This is a genomic window from Schaedlerella arabinosiphila, from assembly GCF_003885045.1.
GTDB lineage: Bacteria > Bacillota > Clostridia > Lachnospirales > Lachnospiraceae > Schaedlerella > Schaedlerella arabinosiphila.
Map to the genome: position 1 here is coordinate 581277 of NZ_RHJS01000002.1, position 17764 is coordinate 599040.

Genomic DNA, 17764 nt, shown 5'->3' on the forward strand with positions numbered 1-17764 from the left:
AATGGGAGTATTCAACGAAAACGGGCTGTTCAACAGAGGCTTTGGATTTCTGGGACAGCTGATCGGATTGAATCTGCTGTGGATCTTGTGTACGCTTCCGGTCTTTACGGCCGGAGCGTCCACAACCGCAATGAGCTTCTGTGCTCTGAAACTCCACAAATATGGGGATTGCAATGTATGTAAGGATTTTTTCCAAAGCTTTAAGCGGAATTTCAGGCAGTCTACGGTGATCTGGATGGGGATTTTGACGGCAGCAGGCCTGTTCTATATGGAACGTAAGGCAATCCTTACAATGCCGGGAAGCGTTTCCGGGATATTTTCCTATCTGCTTGCCGCCGTCTGTATTCCGTTTGCCATGACCGCGCTGTATGTGTTTCCCACCCTTGCCGCGTTTGAGAATACCATGAAAAAAACGGTTGCCTGTGCTTTTTATTTCTCTATGAAAAATGCGGCCTATACACTGGCGGTAGCGTCTATTACTTTTTTCCCGATGTTTTTTACACTGGCCGATGCACAGCTTTTTCCGGTTTATCTGTTTTTCTGGCTGATGTGCGGCTTTTCGCTGACAGTTTATGCGGATACATGGTTTCTGTGGAAGCTTTTTAAAACCTGTTATCAGGAAGAAGATAAGGAAAGCAGCGATACGGATCTGTATTACTTCTAAGAGTAAAGGAGGACCGTTATTTGATCCAGGGCTGTTTTTCTGAAAATTTATCCATAAGATCTTTATGCTCCCGGTAATTTTTCGGGCTTTTTCCAAATTTTTTCTTGAACGCTTTTGAAAAGGCCAGGGGATCTTCATAGCCGACGGCTTTGGCAATCTCATGTATCGTACTGTCTGTACTGACCAAAAGGCTGGCTGCTTTATGGAGGCAGTAATTGATGAGAAAAGTCTGGACGGATACCCCGAGCTCTTTTTTAAAAATACGGTTCAGGTAGGTACGGCTTATGCCTATATAGTCTACAATATCGGTCACATTGATCCCATACTGATAAGAATATTCAATATACTCGATCGCATGTGCCAGGTAGGCCTTGCTCTGCCCGCGGCGCTGCCGGGATTCCTGGGGGGTATGCATTGCGTAATCATTGCACAGTTTTGCCAGGATCTGGAGCATGCAGGCGTTGCGGTTCAGGTCGGCGGCAAAGGTGAGCTGCCGGGATTCCAGGATCATGTGGATTTTTTCTAAAATCTGATCCGGATCGTGAAAAGGACGCACCAGGGTATGCTGAGAAAATCCGCAGTTTGTGAGGGCGGCATTTGCACGGATCCCGTTGAACCCGATCCAGGCATATGACCAGGGCTCCTCGGCATCAGAAGCATAGGTGACGTGTTCATTGGGATAGATCAAAAACATCTCGCCGGCACGGAGCTGCCAGGTATGCTTTCTGCATGTATAGACACCCCTGCCGGACAATATGAAGTGGATGATGAATTCATCCTTGGGGCCGGGACAGATGTGGGAAGGCGTACAGTGTTCTACGCCTGTATGGATCAGATACAGATCCAGAGAAGTCTTTCTCAGGTTTTCCAGACATTTGAATGACTCGCTTTCCGTATATTTAATATTATGCATGGGCGCTCCTTCCCTTGTATGGAACAGATTGTTAAAGTTATTTTTATTATTGAGGATAACATTGAAAATCACAATAGTAAAACAAGTTTTTTTTATGGGGGGCATCTGAAATTGTAATGATGACTTCTTATGAAAAGAAAAGGATATGGAAAATGAACAAATATAGTATGATCATCAAAGTATACGAGGCAGGGAGTATTTCTAAGGCGGCAGCGCAGACAAGCTATTCCCAGTCTGCCGTCAGCCAGGTGATCTCGTCTGTGGAGGGGGAACTCGGATTTCCGCTGTTCAAGCGTCTGAAAACAGGAGTGACGCTCACAGAAGAAGGGAAAAAGATCCTTCCGGCATTCCAGAATATTGCCAGGGAGGAGGAAAATATCAGGCAGACGGCGCACTCTATTACGAGATCCTGTGAGGGAAAGCTGACGATCGGCTCGATCCCCGGGGTCAGCAGGCAGTGGCTCCCGGATATTATAAAGAACTTTTCAGAGGTTTACCCAAAAGTGACCTATGAACTGGTACACGGATCGGCAGAAAATATCCAGAAAGAACTCTGTGAGGGGAATATTGACTGTGGTTTTACGACATTATATCCGGTAAACAATGAATTGGAGTTTACGCCGCTCCAGGAAGATGAGTTCCTGATTCTGCTTCCGAAGGAACATCCGGCGGCAAAAATGGATACGGTTGCGCTGGAAGATATCGCGCAGAGTCCGCTGCTCATCACAGATAAAGGACTGGATTCCGGGATTCCGGGCGTGTTTGCATGGAAAAGTATCATACCGAATATTTATTTACAGGGAAGGGATGTGATCGGAATGATCAGGATGATCGAGAATGGGCTGGGGATCGGTGTGTTTTCCGGATTGAGCCTGGCCGGGATTCATTTGCCGGAACAGATCGTATATAGAAAATTTAGGGAGCCTTATAGAAGGACGGTTGGGATATCCGTACGGAAAAACCAGAAACAGCCGTTCATCACAGAAAAGTTTACGGAGTTTACTTATGAGTATATACGAGGGAGGAAGGAGTTATGAGTATTTTATTTGACGAAAAAAATATGACCTTTCATTTATACAATGATGCTGTCAGTTATATCATGGCTGTGCTGCCGAACGGCCACATGGCACAGCTGTATTTTGGCAGGAAGATCCGCCATAAAGAGGATTTTTCGTATCTGCTTGAAACGGCTCCGCGTCCGATGGCCTCCTATTTTTTTGAAGGGGAACGTACCTTGTCCCTGGAGCATATCAGGCAGGAATATGGCGTATACGGCAATACGGACTACCGACAGCCGGCGGTAGAGATCATCCACAGGGACGGGAGCCGCGTCTGTGACTTCCGATATCATTCCCACGAGATTTCCGCTGGGAAACCACAGCTTCCGGGGCTTCCGGCGACCTATACGGAGGACGGCTCAGAGGCGGAGACATTGACCGTTGTTTTAAAGGATCCGGTTTCCGGGATTTCTCTCTGTCTCAACTATACAATCTTTTGTAGGGGCGGCATCATCGCCCGCAGTGTCAGACTGTCCAATGAAGGGACAAAGGAGGTGCACCTGGCAAAAGTGATGAGCTTATGCATGGACCTGCCCGACAGCGACTATGAAATGATGCAGTTTTCCGGAGCATGGGCGAGGGAACGCTATGTAAAAAAGCGCAGGTTGGAACAGGGCTGCCAGTCTGTAGGAAGCATACGTGGAAACTCTTCGCACAACCATAATCCGTTTCTTGTGCTGAAACGGCCTTCCGCCGATGAGTTCCAGGGGGAGGTTATGGGATTCAGCCTCATATACAGCGGGAATTTCCTGGCCCAGGTGGAGGTGGACACTTATGATACGTCCAGGGTGCTCCTTGGGATCCACCCGGATTGGTTTGACTGGAAACTGGAGCCCGGGGAGGCTTTTCAGGCCCCGGAGGCAGTCATGGTATACTCGTGGGAGGGATTAAACGGTATGAGTCAGATCTTCCATCGGTTATACCAGAGGCGGCTTGCGCGGGGGGTATGGCGGGACCGGCCGCGTCCCATTCTGATCAATAACTGGGAGGCGACTTATTTTGATTTTACAGAGGACGGGCTGGTGCAGATTGCGGAAAAGGCAAGGGACTGCGGCGTTGAGCTGTTCGTACTGGACGACGGGTGGTTCGGCGCGCGCCGGAACGAGTATGCGGGGCTTGGAGACTGGAAGCCGTGCAGGGAACTTCTGCCGGATGGGATCAAAGGGCTTTCACAAAAGATCGAGAACCTTGGTATGAAGTTCGGACTGTGGTTTGAGCCGGAAATGGTCAATAAGGATTCCGGACTTTATCGGGAGCATCCGGACTGGATCCTCCATGTTCCGGGCAGAAGCAGTTCCCACGGACGGTATCAGTATGTACTGGACTATTCCCGTCCGGAGGTGGTAAGCCGGATTTATGAGATGATGTCTGAAATATTGCGGGAATCCCGGATTTCATATATAAAATGGGATATGAACCGGAGCATTACCGAGTGTTATTCACCCGCCCTTCCGGCAGACAGGCAGGGGGAGGTGTTCCACCGTTATATACTGGGGGTCTATGATCTGTATGATCGGCTGACCCAGGAATTTCCCCAGATCTTGTTTGAATCCTGCGCCAGCGGGGGAGGGCGCTTTGATCCCGGCATGCTCTATTACGCGCCGCAGGCATGGGCCAGTGACAACACAGACGCTGCGGAGCGCCTCAAGATACAATACGGCACCACATACTGCTATCCGGTCAGCAGCATCGGAAGCCATGTATCTGTTGTCCCCAATCACCAGGTAAACCGGAGCACGCCCCTTTATACACGCGCAAACGTCGCTTTTTTTGGAACATTTGGATATGAATTGGACTTGAACAGGCTGACAGGGGAAGAACAGGAAGAAGTGAAAAAGCAGATCCGTTTTATGAAGGAGTACCGCCTGCTCCTGCAGTTCGGCACATTTTACCGTCTGAGCAGTCCCTTTGAGCATAATATGACCGCCTGGATGACGGTAAGTGAAGATCAGAAGGTAGCGCTGGTAGGCTGGTACCGTATGATGAACCGGGTGAACGCGCCTTATGCCCGCATACGGCTGAAAGGGCTTGCGCCGGAGCTGTATTATGAGGATGCGTCGGCGGGAAGGGGCTATTATGGAGATGAACTGATGAACCTAGGGCTGCTCACGTCGGATTCGTCTTCCGGGGAGGTCATTGGGGATATAAAGCCGGGATGTGATTTCGATTCGAGGATTTATGTTTTGAAGGCTGTATAGGAAAAAGGCGCTGTCGGGAAATGTTGCCATTCTAAGCGCCCTAATGATTTATATCATATTTAACCTGGTTTTATACAGATTTTCACTTTCTTAACAGTACAGTCGACTTGTTCTGGCGGTGGTTTTTATTCGTTGTACTGGTATGCATATCGTGATATAATGAATTGCGCTGATGCGCAGGCAGGTCATCAATTTCCTGGCGGAAAATGGTGACAGATTATGATGCTATTTGATTCGCAGAAAAGGAGGGCGGCATGAAACCTGTTATTTCAATCGGAGCTCAGGATTTTACTTATATCAGAAGCCACCATTATTTCTACATCGATAAGACAAGCTTTATAAAGGAATGGTGGGAATATGGCGATGCTGTCACCCTGCTGACCCGTCCGCGCCGTTTTGGCAAGACATTGAATCTGAGTATGATGGAGGCTTTTTTTTCCAACCAGATTGCAGGCAGGGGGGAGATGTTCGAAGGGCTGTCCATCTGGAATGAGGAAGCATACCGTCGGCTTCAGGGCACCTGGCCTGTACTCTTTCTGAGTTTTGCAGGGATGAAAGGGGATACTTATGAAACAGCAAGAGAAGGGATTGTTCAGATTATCATAGACATTTATGCGAAATATAGATTCCTGATGGATGGGAATGCCCTGAATGAGCAGGAAAAGGAATATTTTGATTTTATAAAACCGGATATGTCGGACGCTGTGGCATCCATGTCACTGCACCGTTTGGCAATCTGTATGAATCGGTATTATGGAAAAAAAGTGCTGATTTTTCTGGATGAATACGACACGCCTCTGCAGGAGGCCTATGTGTATGGATATTGGGAAAAGCTGGTATCCTTTATCCGCAGCCTTTTTAACTGTACCTTCAAGACCAATCCCTATATGGAGCGGGGACTTATGACGGGAATTACCAGGATCAGCAAGGAATCCATATTTTCCGATATCAGCAATCTGGAAGTGGTAACCACGACCTCAGAAAAATATGAGACTGCATTTGGTTTTACGGAAGAGGAGGTTGCCGGGGCATTGGAGCAGTTCGGGATGTCCGAATTTCTGGAAAAGGTTCGATACTGGTACAATGGTTTCCGGTTCGGGAACAGGAGGGATATCTATAATCCATGGTCTATCACAAAATATCTGGATGGAAAAAAATTCAGTACCTATTGGATGAATACCAGTTCCAATAAGCTGGTGGGAAGACTGATCCGGGAGGGGACTCCGGATATCAAGATTGCCATGGAAGATCTGCTGGCAGGAAAAGAGATTACGACTATGCTGGATGAAGAGATCGTCTTTGACCAGCTTGACGAAAGTAATGAGGCAATCTGGAGCCTGCTTCTGGCATCTGGTTACCTGAAAGTGGATAGCATTGCTGAAAATGAGGAGGAAGAAGAACTATATCAGTTATCGCTTACTAATTTTGAGGTCAAAAGGGAGTTTCGGAAAATGATCCGAAAATGGTTCAAGAATACGTCTGTCCGTTATAATGATTTTATCAAGGCGCTGCTGGCGGATGATATAGATTATATGAATCAGTATATGAATCAGATCTCGCTGCAGACGTTCAGCAGCTTTGATACGGGGAGGAAGCCATCAGAGGATGCGGAACCTGAACGCTTTTATCACGGATTTGTATTGGGATTGATGGTGGACCTGGCGGGGCAGTACCGGATCACTTCCAACAGGGAGAGCGGCCTTGGGCGGTATGATGTGGTCATGGAGCCTTTGAATAGGCAGGGACAGGCGGTGGTCATGGAGTTTAAGATTTTTAATCCTATAAAGGAAAAGGACTTGAATGAAACGGTGGAAAATGCGCTGCAGCAGATTGAGGATAAAAAGTACGATACAGAACTAATGGCACGAGGAGTTGCAAAAGAAAATATCCGGCATTACGGATTTGCTTTTGAAGGAAAAAAGATTTTGATCGGATAACGGAAATATATTTGATTCAGGATAAAGTGTTTTGAAAGGTGATCGGCGATGATCCGGAAACTGGAAACCCTGACGGAACGGGAAAAGAAAAAGCTGTATCAGGGCGAGAGCGGGGAATTTCTGACAATTATAACCAGGTGAGCTTAAAGCAGGCGGCGGAATTTTTCGAAGAAGTTCAAGAAGTATTAAAGCGTTTAAGACTTTACATGAAAATTGCCTTTTGATATAATGAGAATATCACAAGACGGTATTTTCATTATGGAAGGGAGGCGGTTCTATGCCAAATTCTGTTGAGATTGCTAAAGACGCGGTTGAACAGTTTCAAAAAGTTCAACGGCATATGTTAATAGCGAAAGAAGAAAATGCTGAGAAAACATATGCAAGTTTAAAAAAAGATTATTTATCTTTAAAAGCTATTTTGCAGGTAGCGGGTGTCAATCTGACAGATATTGATGAAATAAAAGAGTAACTATAAATCAGGATGCCCTGCAGCTTGCTGCGGGGCATTTGACTTAGGAACGGTAAAAAAGGGAGGTGCGTTTATGTCCAGGACAGTCGGGATCGGCCATCAGAATTTTGAAAAATTGATCACAATGGATTACTTTTATATCGATAAAACGAAGTTTATCAAAGAATGGTGGGAAAGCGGGGATGAAGTTACGCTGATCACCCGCCCCAGGCGCTTCGGAAAGACGCTGAACCTGAGCATGGTGGAGAACTTTTTTTCCGTAGAATATACCCAGAGGTCCTTACTTGCATCATATCCCGGCGAACCGAAAAGGCCGCGCAGCCAAAAGGATTCCGGCTCTGATGCAGACTTTTTGCATTCCGGCAGAAACAGTATATTCCAGGGGCTTGCAATCTGGGAGGAGGAAAAGTACCGGAAACTGCAGGGAACCTGGCCGGTGATTTTTCTCAGCTTTGCAAAGGTGAAAGAAACATCCTTTCAGAATGCAAGGAAGAAGATCTGCCAGCTTGTGACCAATTTATATAATCAATACGATTTTCTGCTGGAAAGCGGATTATTGAATGAGAACGAAAAAGGCCTTTACTATGAGGTAAATGCTGAAATGGAGGATTATCTCGCGTCAGAAGCACTGGCCAATCTTTCCGATTATCTGATGCGCTATTACGGAAAAAAGGTCATCATTCTTTTGGATGAATACGATACGCCCATGCAGGAAGCCTATGTGGGCGGATATTGGGATGAGCTGATTTCGTTTATGAGAAATCTGTTCCACTCTACATTTAAGTCCAACCCCTATCTGGAACGGGCGCTGATGACAGGGATCACGCGGGTCAGTAAGGAATCTGTTTTTTCGGATTTAAACAATTTAGAGGTAGTGACTACGACTTCCGAAAAATACGAGGATTCCTTCGGTTTCACGCAGGAGGAGGTATGGGAAGCCCTGAAAGAATACGGTCTGTATGAGCAGCGGGAGCAGGTGCGGCACTGGTATGACGGCTTTACCTTTGGTAAAAAGTCAGACATCTACAATCCCTGGTCTATCATCAATTATCTGGACAAACGCCGTTTCTCTCCATACTGGGCAAACACCAGCAGCAACGGCCTGGTGGGGAAGCTGATCCGGGAAGGGAGCCCGGATTTAAAGATCGCCATGGAGGATCTGCTTTCCGGCAGGCTGCTTCACGCACAGATTGATGAGCAGGTCGTATTCAGTATGCTGGATGCCGATGAAAATGCGGTCTGGAGCCTGCTGCTGGCAAGCGGCTATCTGCGGGTAGAGGAGTTTGAGTTTTCTGACAGCGGTTATCCGGAATGCGAATTAAAGCTGACCAATTGGGAAGTGACTGCGATGTTCAGGCGGATGGTGGCCGAATGGTTCAGGCAGTCCGCTTCTGTCTCTGCCTATCACACGTTTATCAAAGCACTTCTGCTGGGAGATGTGGATGCCATGAATACCTATATCAACCGGGTGGCTTCGGCGACTTTCAGTTATTTCGATACCGGCAGAAATCCTTCTGAGGATGCCGAGCCGGAAAGGTTTTACCATGGCTTTGTGCTTGGACTGATCGTTGACCTGGCGGACAGGTACAGGATCACATCCAACCGGGAGAGCGGCTTCGGAAGATACGATGTGATGCTGGAGCCTCTCCGGTCTTCGGATGATGCGGTGATCATCGAATTCAAGGTCTGCAGCGCAAGAAAGAAGCAGACCCTGGAGGATGCCGCGGCAGAAGCATTGGATCAGATCGACCGGATGTGCTATGCTGCGGATCTGGAAGCAAAAGGAATCCCGCCGGAGCAAATCCGAAAATATGGGTTTGCGTTCGACGGGAAGAAAGTTTTGATTGGATAGCATCATTTGATGATTTCGCTGCAGATGTGCTCCGGCGCGAGGGTGTGTTGGGACACACACCTTTTTCATCTGCGCTTCTTTGTTCCTTCTAATCCTACATTGCCGCTGCTCCTGCCTTCTTCCTTCCCTTCCAGGGGGAGCCATTCCAGGGCCCGCTTGATATAAGTATCCCAGAAATCCCACTCATGGGAGCCTGGCCCGACCTCGAAGGTATGGCGGATATGGTGGTGTTCCAGCAGGGCGGAAAACTGTCTGTTGGAATCCAGGAGACCGTCCTGATCCCCGCAGGCAATATAGATCTCAGGAAATTCGGCATGTTCCTTTACCAACTGCTCTACAAGCACCTGGGGGTTCCTGTCGCTGTTTAACGCTTCCTGCAGATCCGATCCGAAACAGGTATGCTTAAATTCCTCTGATTCCGACGGAAACCTGGGATTCTCCGTTTTTGTTAAAAGCATCTCATTTAGAATGAATGCGCCGGACAGGGAGATGATGCTTCCAAAGGTTTCATGGTATTTCAGTCCGTTTCTCATGGCTCCGAAGCCGCCCATGGACAGGCCGCCGATAAAGGTATCTTCCCGCTTGCGGGACAGCGGGAAGGACCTTCTCGTAAATTCTATCAGCTCCCGTCCGATAAATTCCCCATACAGATTGCAGTTCCAGGGCTGATCCAGATAGAAGAAATTGTCACCCGACGGCATCACTACCGCCAGATTCTGATCCTGCGCCCACCGCTGTATCCTTGTGCCGTACAGCCAGTCCGTGTAGTTCCCGATGATCCCATGCAGCAAATACAAGGTTTTAAAAGGTTTCCCTTCTTCCCTTTTGGGCATCCCCGAAAAATAGACCTTGTCCGTGGGCAGCACCACATACAGCGGGACAGTCCTTCCCAGGGTTTCTGCCATAAAATTCACTTCTAATACTGCCATTTTGATTTCCTCCTTTTTTAAGCTTCTGTATCGTAATACTTTAGATTATAAAGGAAGGCGGAAAAGCAGACTGCATAATATTTAACCGAGTTGTATACAAATCTTAACCTTTTTCGGGCGGGGATGCAGGCGGATGTTAAGAATGCGGGGGACTTTTTTGGCTTGGGAAAAAATAAGGAAAAATAAGTGGATCGGAAATGTTATGGAAACTGGTCCAAATATGTGATAAACTGAATAAACAGTGTGCAGTCATGGAACTTTGTAATCGGAAAGGAAGTGTATTGGTCGATGGAGTTTGACATTGGATGTTTTGAAAAATACAGAGAGAATAATCGTCTGGAAGTTAAAAAAGCAAAGGGCGGCCTGCCGGTCAGCCTCTGGGAAACCTATTCTTCTATGTCGAACTGCCATGGCGGTACGATTATTTTAGGTATCATAGAAAAGGATGACGGTAGCTTTGCTACGACAGGTTTAAAAGATGTTGAAAAACTGAAAAAAGATTTTTGGAATACAATCAATAATAACAGGAAGGTCAGTGCGAATCTTCTCACGGATACGGATATAGAATCTTATGAAGTAAACAATGATGTAATTCTTGTAATCCGTGTACCGAGAGCACCACGCGAATTTAAGCCTGTCTATATCAACGATGATCTCTTTGGAGGAACATTCCGAAGGAATGGAGAAGGGGATTATCACTGTACGAAAAGTGAAGTACGGGCGATGCTCCGCGATCAGACAGAAGAAACGTCGGACATGAAAGTGTTGGAGGATTTTGACATTTGTGATCTGGATATGGAAACGATCCGTGCTTACCGCAACAGACATTCTGCCTATCGGTCAGAACATGTGTGGGAAAGTCTGCCTGATGAAGAATATCTGGAACGGATTGGAGCAGCCAAAAAGGCGAAATCTGATAAAAAGCTGCATCCCACGGCAGCAGGTCTTTTAATGTTTGGTGAGGAGTACCGTATTTTGTATGAATATCCAGAATATTTTTTGGATTACAGGGAGATACTTGATCCGGCGATACGATGGACAGACCGACTGCAGTCAAGTTCCGGTGACTGGTCGGGGAATCTGTTTGATTTCTTTTTCCGCGTGTATTCAAAAATAGTGAAAGACTTGAAAGTTCCTTTTAAGCTGGAAGGGATTACTCGAATTGATGATACTCCTGTTCATAAGGCTCTGCGTGAGGCGCTTGCCAATTGTCTTGTAAATACAGATTTTTTTGTGGCCAGGGGAATCGTTATTAAAAAAGATGCCGACAGGATTATCATGGAAAATCCCGGATATATTCGAACCGGGCGGGAGCAGATGCTCAAGGGCGGAATTTCTGATCCGAGAAATAAAGCATTGATGAAAATGTTTAATATGATCGGTATTGGAGAACGTGCAGGAAGCGGTGTGCCGGATATCTATTCTGTATGGGAAAACCAGGGCTGGGAGAAACCGGTTGTAGAGGAGCAGTATAATCCGGATCGGACGATTTTATCGCTCTCATTTACAAAAAAAGAAGCAGAAAAAATAAGTGGAAAAAAACAAGCAGAAAAAACAAGCAGAAAAAACAAGCAGAAAAAACAAGCAGAAAAAACAAGCAGTCATGGAAAAGCAGCAAAAACCGGAGAAAATAAGAGACTTATTTTGAAGTTTCTTGCAGCAGAGGGGAGCAGCAAGGCTGTGGATATTGCAGCGCATATTGGTCTTAGCCCGGCCCGGACAAGAGTACTGCTCACGGAACTTGCGGATGCGGGGAAAGTGTGTGCAGAGGGAAATGGAAGATTACGGAGGTACGGACTGCTGTAATGGCCCGGAACCGGGAGAAAATTCTCCGCATGAACTTCAGAGGATATAGAAGCCGCGGTTGAAAAAAACGGAACAGAGTTTTGGGATCAGGCGGAAGAAAGCGAATCGGTTTTTACATGCTGATTATTTAAAGGAAAGAAATACGTGTGAAACAGGGGAATTGTTTTGAAAGGGGCAGCACATGATCCGGAAACTGGAAACTCTGACAGAACGGGAAAAACAGATGAAAAAGCTGTATCTGGGCGAAGGAAATGATTTTTTGTCCCGCCCGATGAGCTTTGCGGAATATAAACAATTGATCCGGGAGCATCCGGAGTACCCGGATGTGGGATTTGTGTATGAGCTGGGATCCATGGCAAGGCTTGGGACAACCGTGCCGGAGGTGGAGGCGCTGACCAACGGGGACGCGATTGATGTGGAGGTGCATGAGCGGTATGGATATCCGGTGGTGCATAACCATGTGTATATCGAGATGATCTATGTGTACAGCGGAACCTGTACGCATTATATTGAATCGGGAGCTCAGGAGCCGGGGACTCATTCCGGATGGAAGGGGTTCCAGATGAAGGTGGGAGATCTCTGCCTGCTGGCTCCCAATGTCCGGCATGTGATCACAGCGCTGGAAGATGACGTGATCGTGCTTAATGTATTGCTGAGTAAGCAGCTGATCGACACCGGCTTTCTGGCGCTTTTGAAGGACAAGTACCTACTGGCGGATTTTTTTAAAAACATCCTGTATGAAAGGGGAGCCAGCGCCTATATCCTCTTTCCGACGGGAGCGGACCCGTGGATGAAGCAGACCTTCGGACTGATCTACCAGGAGGAACAGAAGCGGGAGTATGCCTACAGGGAATATCTTGTTTTATATGTGAAACAGGTGATGATCCATCTGATCCGCCGCTACCAGCTTCAGGCGGTGGTTGCGGAATCGGTGCAGCAGGAGATGGGCAGTCATGTGGTGGCCATACTGGCCTATATTTCTGTCAATTATAACCAGGTGAGCTTAAAGCAGACGGCGGAATTTTTTCATTTCAGCGAGGCATATTTAAGCAGGATGCTGAAAAAATATACGTCCAGGACGTTTGTGCAGATCATCACGGAGCTGCAGATGAAGCATGGAAAGGAACTGATCGAGGAGGGGAAGCTGAACCTGGCGCAGATCAGCCAGGAGGTGGGGTGCTTTGACGCCAGCCATTTTACGAAGAAGTTCAAGAAGCAGTTCGGGATATCTCCGGAGGAATACCGGAAAAAATTACACTTCACGGTCTGATCGTACAGGATTCGTACAGCAAAGCAGCTAAAGTGAAAGCAGTGCCGTTAAATGAGAACAATATGAGGAAAGCTTTTGTTTTTAACCGTGTAGATTATGATCGCTTTTTTGCTTATGGTGGCGTATAATAAAAATACCAATCAAGAGATCGTGGGGCGATAGTATCAAGGAAAAGCATATTGCTCAAATCCATTATAATATGAATATTGGTATTACGGAGCCGAAATATGCAATTTTGGATGATGGGTCCCAAGTTGTGGTAAAGCTATCTCGTGGCCCGGAGGGAAATTTAGTACTCTTTAACGAGTATGTGTGTTATAGACTGGCAATACTTATAGATCGACTTTTATGCCTAAAACGACAACAAAAGAGGCTCTCGAACAAGCAAGTATAGAATTTAAAAATAGGATTCATTGTGAAATGATAAAAAAATTTATCGAAGAATGTCCGCAAGAATGGCGACCAGCGAAAGAAAGTGAAAATGTATTGGCCGAATATTTAATGTACAGGATAAATCACTTCGATGTTATAATATCTACGATTCTGAATTACATAAAATAGAAAAGGAGGTATATCATGAATCATATTGAATATTCAGCTTTGAATTACTATCATTCGCCCATATCTGATGAATGCTTATGTCTTGGAGTGCTGTTTCATAATATCACTACCGGTCAGCGTGATTTTAGATATGTTTGTGCGAGGGAGATTGTATATGATGAAACCATTTACGCATAGACAGCAAGGCGACAGAGGGGAAAAGCTCTGTCGCTTTTCTTTTCGGGAAGCATCTGATTTAATAGTGATTTTTTTCTGAATATATTGACATGGCAGTAATGAGTTACTATGCTATTCGGCAGGAACTTGTTCCTACTAAATACGGTGGCAAAAATAGATGAAAATGGACAAACTTTTTGAAGAATACGACTGTGATACCGAACACAGAGTACAAGCGATATTTTCAAGTATCTTTATACTACAAAATCGTATGCAGACAGCGGGTGAAAAACTTCAAACGGAAATATCCCTGAAGCAATGGTTATTACTTGTAATGACAACTTGCTGTCCAGAGCCACGAACATGAACAAATATCAGAAACCTTATGGGCTGTTCCAGACAGAATATAAAAAAATTAGCTTTAACTCTTGAAAAGAAAGGATTTGTCCGTTTGCTATTAGGGGAAATAATTCTGTCCGTATTGAGATAACTGGATAAAGCAGGTCAATATGCCGAAGAAATAGGAGAACGCCATTCACAGTTTTTGAAGTTGCTATTTACAGATTTCAACGAGGACGAAATAGATTTGCTTTTCCGTCTTTATGTAAAATTATTTGCTGGCATAGAGCGGTAGAAAAATATGCGGAGAAATTAGGCTAATGAACATTGGGAATGGGCATACGTTTTTCATCATCACGCATAATTTGATTGCCGCGAACTGATTTAAGGATTATTTAATAACTTCTATGCTACAATCGAATCACAAAGCGAAAGGAGCAGCGAAAATGTATCTACGAATACTGAAAAAAGACCTTAAGCGCAAAAGAGCGATGAACGTGATATTGCTGGTATTTATTATACTCGCGTCGATGTTCATGTCCTCAGGCGTGAGCAACATCATCACCGTGACGACTGCGCTGGACAGCTATTTTGAAATGGCGGACGTGCCCGATTACTTCGCGATGAGCGAAAACAAATCTGACCACAAGGATATTTGCGGGACGCTTGAAAATGCCTCCGCGATAGACGAGTTCCGTATCGAGGAGTTCGTCTCAATGTCCCAGTCCAATATTACGCGGGTCGGCGAACCGCTTAACGCTTCCAACCTCAGTCAGAAATTAGTATTACAGAGCGACAGAAGTTTGGGGATAAATTATTTTCTGGACGACGAAAGTATTCTTAAAAGCGTACCGAAAGGGAAAATTTACGCTGCCCGTTTCACAGAGAAAAACATGGGACTTAAGGCAGGCGACAAAATTACTGTTGAAATAGAGGGCGTAAACCGTGAATTTACCTTTGCGGGAGGCTTCAAGGACGCTGTCCTCGGTTCGGAATTGATGGGCATTAAAAGGTTTATTATAAACGCCGAGGACTTTGACGAATATATGTCCAACGAGACGATAAAAAACATGTACGGCGGAAAATTCGTGGGCATACACACCGCCGACCTTGACAAGACCCTGTCCCAGATAGCGGATATATCCGACAGCTTTACTATTGCGAACGGCACGGAGATACTGGATCAAGCCTATATTTTTGATATGATAATCATGGGTCTTATCCTTGCGGTGAGCATTATTCTTATAATCATATCCTTTGCGGTGCTGCAGTTTACCATAGCCTTTACCCTCTCCGAGGAATTCCGCGAGATAGGCGTTATGAAAGCAATAGGCATACGGAACATAAAAATTCGGGGACTGTACCTTACAAAATACTTTGCTATTTCCGTTGTCGGCGCGGGCATTGGCTTGATACTCAGCTACCCGTTCGGAAAAATGCTTATAAATTATTCCTCGGAGTCTATTATAATAGACATCAGCAATAACGGTTTTGTCAATGCTGCCTGCGCGGTTCTGGTAGCGGCTGTCATTCTCCTGTTCTGTCTCGGCTGTACGGGCAGGGTGAGCAAAATGTCCCCGATCGATGCTGTAAGAAACGGGCAGACGGGGGAACGCTTCCGCAAAAAGGGCGTTATGAACCTTGGAAGATCGCGGCTTGGCGCGACGGCTTTCCTTGCCGCAAACGATATTGTAAGCAGTCCCAAACGCTACGCTGTCATTACCTTTACGTTTTTTCTGTGTATGTCGCTGCTGATCATGCTTTCCAATGTCACGGCGTCTCTTAAAAGCGGAAAGCTGCTGAAATATTTCGGGATGGCGGACTGCCACGCCGTTACGGACATCGGCGGCGAAGCTATGAAATTTATGGCTGAGGACGGACATGAAAAGGTTGAAACATATCTTGAGGACATGGAGCAGACCCTTGCGGAAAACGGTATGCCCGCGGAATGTATGACGGAATATTATATTTATACGATGATAAGATACGGCGAATATGAAAGCAAGACAGCTATACTTCAGGGTACGGGAACAACAATGGATATGTACGAATATTTAGAGGGTACTCCTCCCCAAAACAGCGGCGAAATTGCAGTGACGACCCTTTTGGCAAAAAAGCTGGGTGCGGAAATAGGCGATACCGTTACCTTGTCCTACCCAACAGGTGAAACGGCGGAGTTCATCATAACCGCTCTGTATCAGTCAATGGTCAACCAGGGCATATCCGTAAGGGTTCATACCGACTGCGATATCAACTATATCGCAGCAAGCGGCTCCCCCGGTACACAGATAAAATTTACCGACGGCCCAGACGATAAGGAAGTATTAAGCAGAATTGAAAAGATCAAGGAGCTTTATCCTAAGTTTTCAAGCGTTAAAACAGCGGGCGAAACCGTAAAGGACAACACCGGAGTCGGCGATGCCATAGACGCTGTGAAAAAAATGTCCGCCGTCCTTACAGTGATTTTAGCCGCGCTTATCACCGTGCTTATGGAGCGTTCCTTTATCGCGAAGGAGCAGGCGGAGATCGCCCTTATGAAAGCCATTGGCATCAGGAACGCCAAAATATACGGGCAGTACACGTTAAGATTTTTCATTACGGCATCGGCGGCTGTACTTCTTGCGGAGCTTCTGGGTATGCCCCTTACAAAGCTTTGCTTCGACCCAATTTTCAGATTAATGGGTCTTGAAATGGGCGTGGAATATGTGCAAAACCCTATGGAGATATACGCAGTATTCCCCGTTATCGTCCTTACCGCCACAGCCGTAAGCGCTTTTTTGACCTCTCTGTACACAAGAAAAATCAAATCCTCCGATACGGCAAGCATTGAATAATGAAAGGAAGAAGCAATTATGAATATTCTCGAAGTAAAAGACCTCTGCAAAACGTATATCGTAAACAAGCGGCAGAACAACGTATTGAAAAACGTAAATTTCACGATTGGCGAGGGAGAAATGGTCGCCGTTATGGGTCCGTCAGGCTCTGGAAAATCCACGCTGCTGTACGCAGTTTCGGGCATGGATAATTTTACCGCAGGAGAAGTGAGTTTCTGTGGGAAAAATATCGCAGGGATAGGAGAAAGAGAACTTGCAGACCTGCGCCTTGACGAAATGGGTTTTATCTTTCAGCAAATGTATATGCTGAAAAACCTCACCATATTGGATAATATCATACTTCCCGCAACGCAATCCAAAAAGCTCCGTGAACCCCGCAGAGAAACGGCGCGGCGCGGTCAGGATTTCATGCGCAGGCTCGGCATTATCGACATTGCCGACAACGACATCAATGAGGTTTCGGGCGGTCAGCTTCAGCGGGCGTGCATTTGCCGCAGTATGATAAACGACCCGAAAATGATTTTTGCCGACGAGCCGACAGGGGCTTTGAACCGTGCTTCCTCCGACGAGGTAATGGAAGAGCTTGTAAAATTAAATTCTGAGGGAACAACGATTATGCTCGTTACTCACGATGTTAAGGTCGCGGCAAAATGTACAAGGGTCATGTACATTGTTGACGGGAACATAAAGGGAGAGTACGACTTAAGCGACTGTTCCACACAGATAAGAGAACGGGAGCGCGCATTGAATAACTGGCTTTTGGAATTAGGGTGGTAAT

The 17764-nt window shown here is 46.2% G+C and carries 13 protein-coding genes; 11 read left to right on the forward strand and 2 right to left on the reverse strand.

Going from position 1 to position 17764, the window contains the following annotated elements:
- The first annotated feature begins 1 nt into the window (after window position 1).
- Window positions 2-664, forward strand: coding sequence for a YesL family protein (locus EBB54_RS03275; protein WP_125126334.1), 663 nt, complete (start codon window positions 2-4; stop codon window positions 662-664).
- Between the two features lie 16 nt (window positions 665-680).
- On the opposite strand, the gene EBB54_RS03280 is transcribed toward EBB54_RS03275, so the two are convergent.
- Window positions 681-1577, reverse strand: coding sequence for an AraC family transcriptional regulator (locus EBB54_RS03280; RefSeq protein ID WP_125126335.1), 897 nt, complete (start codon window positions 1575-1577; stop codon window positions 681-683).
- Between the two features lie 152 nt (window positions 1578-1729).
- Between EBB54_RS03280 and EBB54_RS03285 the strand changes: the two genes are divergently transcribed.
- The 5 genes from EBB54_RS03285 (at window position 1730) to EBB54_RS03305 (ending at window position 9091) form a co-directional block, all read left to right on the forward strand.
- Window positions 1730-2614 carry a LysR family transcriptional regulator gene (locus EBB54_RS03285; RefSeq protein WP_162307070.1) on the forward strand — a complete coding sequence of 295 codons (885 nt, stop codon included), beginning with the start codon at window positions 1730-1732 and terminating at the stop codon, window positions 2612-2614.
- Complete coding sequence (locus EBB54_RS03290; RefSeq protein ID WP_125126337.1) at window positions 2611-4833, forward strand: alpha-galactosidase; 2223 nt, start codon at window positions 2611-2613, stop codon at window positions 4831-4833. Before EBB54_RS03285 ends, EBB54_RS03290 begins: the two co-directional genes overlap by 4 nt.
- Window positions 4834-5087: 254 nt before the next feature.
- Window positions 5088-6770: an AAA family ATPase gene (locus EBB54_RS03295; RefSeq protein WP_125126338.1), complete on the forward strand. Its 1683-nt coding sequence runs from the start codon at window positions 5088-5090 to the stop codon at window positions 6768-6770.
- A 277-nt stretch (window positions 6771-7047) separates the two neighbouring features.
- Entirely contained in the window at window positions 7048-7239 is a 192-nt protein-coding gene (locus tag EBB54_RS03300) for a hypothetical protein (protein WP_004082528.1), read from the forward strand.
- A gap of 73 nt (window positions 7240-7312) precedes the next feature.
- Window positions 7313-9091 carry an AAA family ATPase gene (locus EBB54_RS03305; RefSeq protein ID WP_125126339.1) on the forward strand — a complete coding sequence of 593 codons (1779 nt, stop codon included), beginning with the start codon at window positions 7313-7315 and terminating at the stop codon, window positions 9089-9091.
- Between the two features lie 65 nt (window positions 9092-9156).
- On the opposite strand, the gene EBB54_RS03310 is transcribed toward EBB54_RS03305, so the two are convergent.
- A complete protein-coding gene (locus tag EBB54_RS03310) occupies window positions 9157-10020 on the reverse strand; it encodes an alpha/beta hydrolase (RefSeq protein WP_125126340.1) in 864 nt (287 codons plus the stop codon).
- 288 nt (window positions 10021-10308) lie between these two features.
- On the opposite strand from EBB54_RS03310, the gene EBB54_RS03315 reads away from it, so the two are divergent.
- The 5 genes from EBB54_RS03315 to EBB54_RS03330 all read left to right on the forward strand — a co-directional run bounded on the left by EBB54_RS03315 (window position 10309) and on the right by EBB54_RS03330 (window position 17763).
- Entirely contained in the window at window positions 10309-11826 is a 1518-nt protein-coding gene (locus EBB54_RS03315) for an RNA-binding domain-containing protein (RefSeq protein ID WP_125126341.1), read from the forward strand.
- A 181-nt stretch (window positions 11827-12007) separates the two neighbouring features.
- Window positions 12008-13096: a helix-turn-helix transcriptional regulator gene (locus tag EBB54_RS03320; protein ID WP_125126342.1), complete on the forward strand. Its 1089-nt coding sequence runs from the start codon at window positions 12008-12010 to the stop codon at window positions 13094-13096.
- Between the two features lie 576 nt (window positions 13097-13672).
- On the forward strand, window positions 13673-13834 hold the full coding sequence (locus EBB54_RS30035) for a hypothetical protein (protein ID WP_154677766.1): 162 nt from the start codon (window positions 13673-13675) through the stop codon (window positions 13832-13834).
- Window positions 13835-14598: 764 nt separating this feature from the next.
- Window positions 14599-16986, forward strand: a complete 2388-nt coding sequence (locus tag EBB54_RS03325) for an ABC transporter permease (RefSeq protein WP_125126343.1) — start codon at window positions 14599-14601, stop codon at window positions 16984-16986.
- An 18-nt stretch (window positions 16987-17004) separates the two neighbouring features.
- Window positions 17005-17763 carry an ABC transporter ATP-binding protein gene (locus tag EBB54_RS03330; protein ID WP_125126344.1) on the forward strand — a complete coding sequence of 253 codons (759 nt, stop codon included), beginning with the start codon at window positions 17005-17007 and terminating at the stop codon, window positions 17761-17763.
- The last annotated feature ends 1 nt before the right edge of the window (window position 17764 follow it).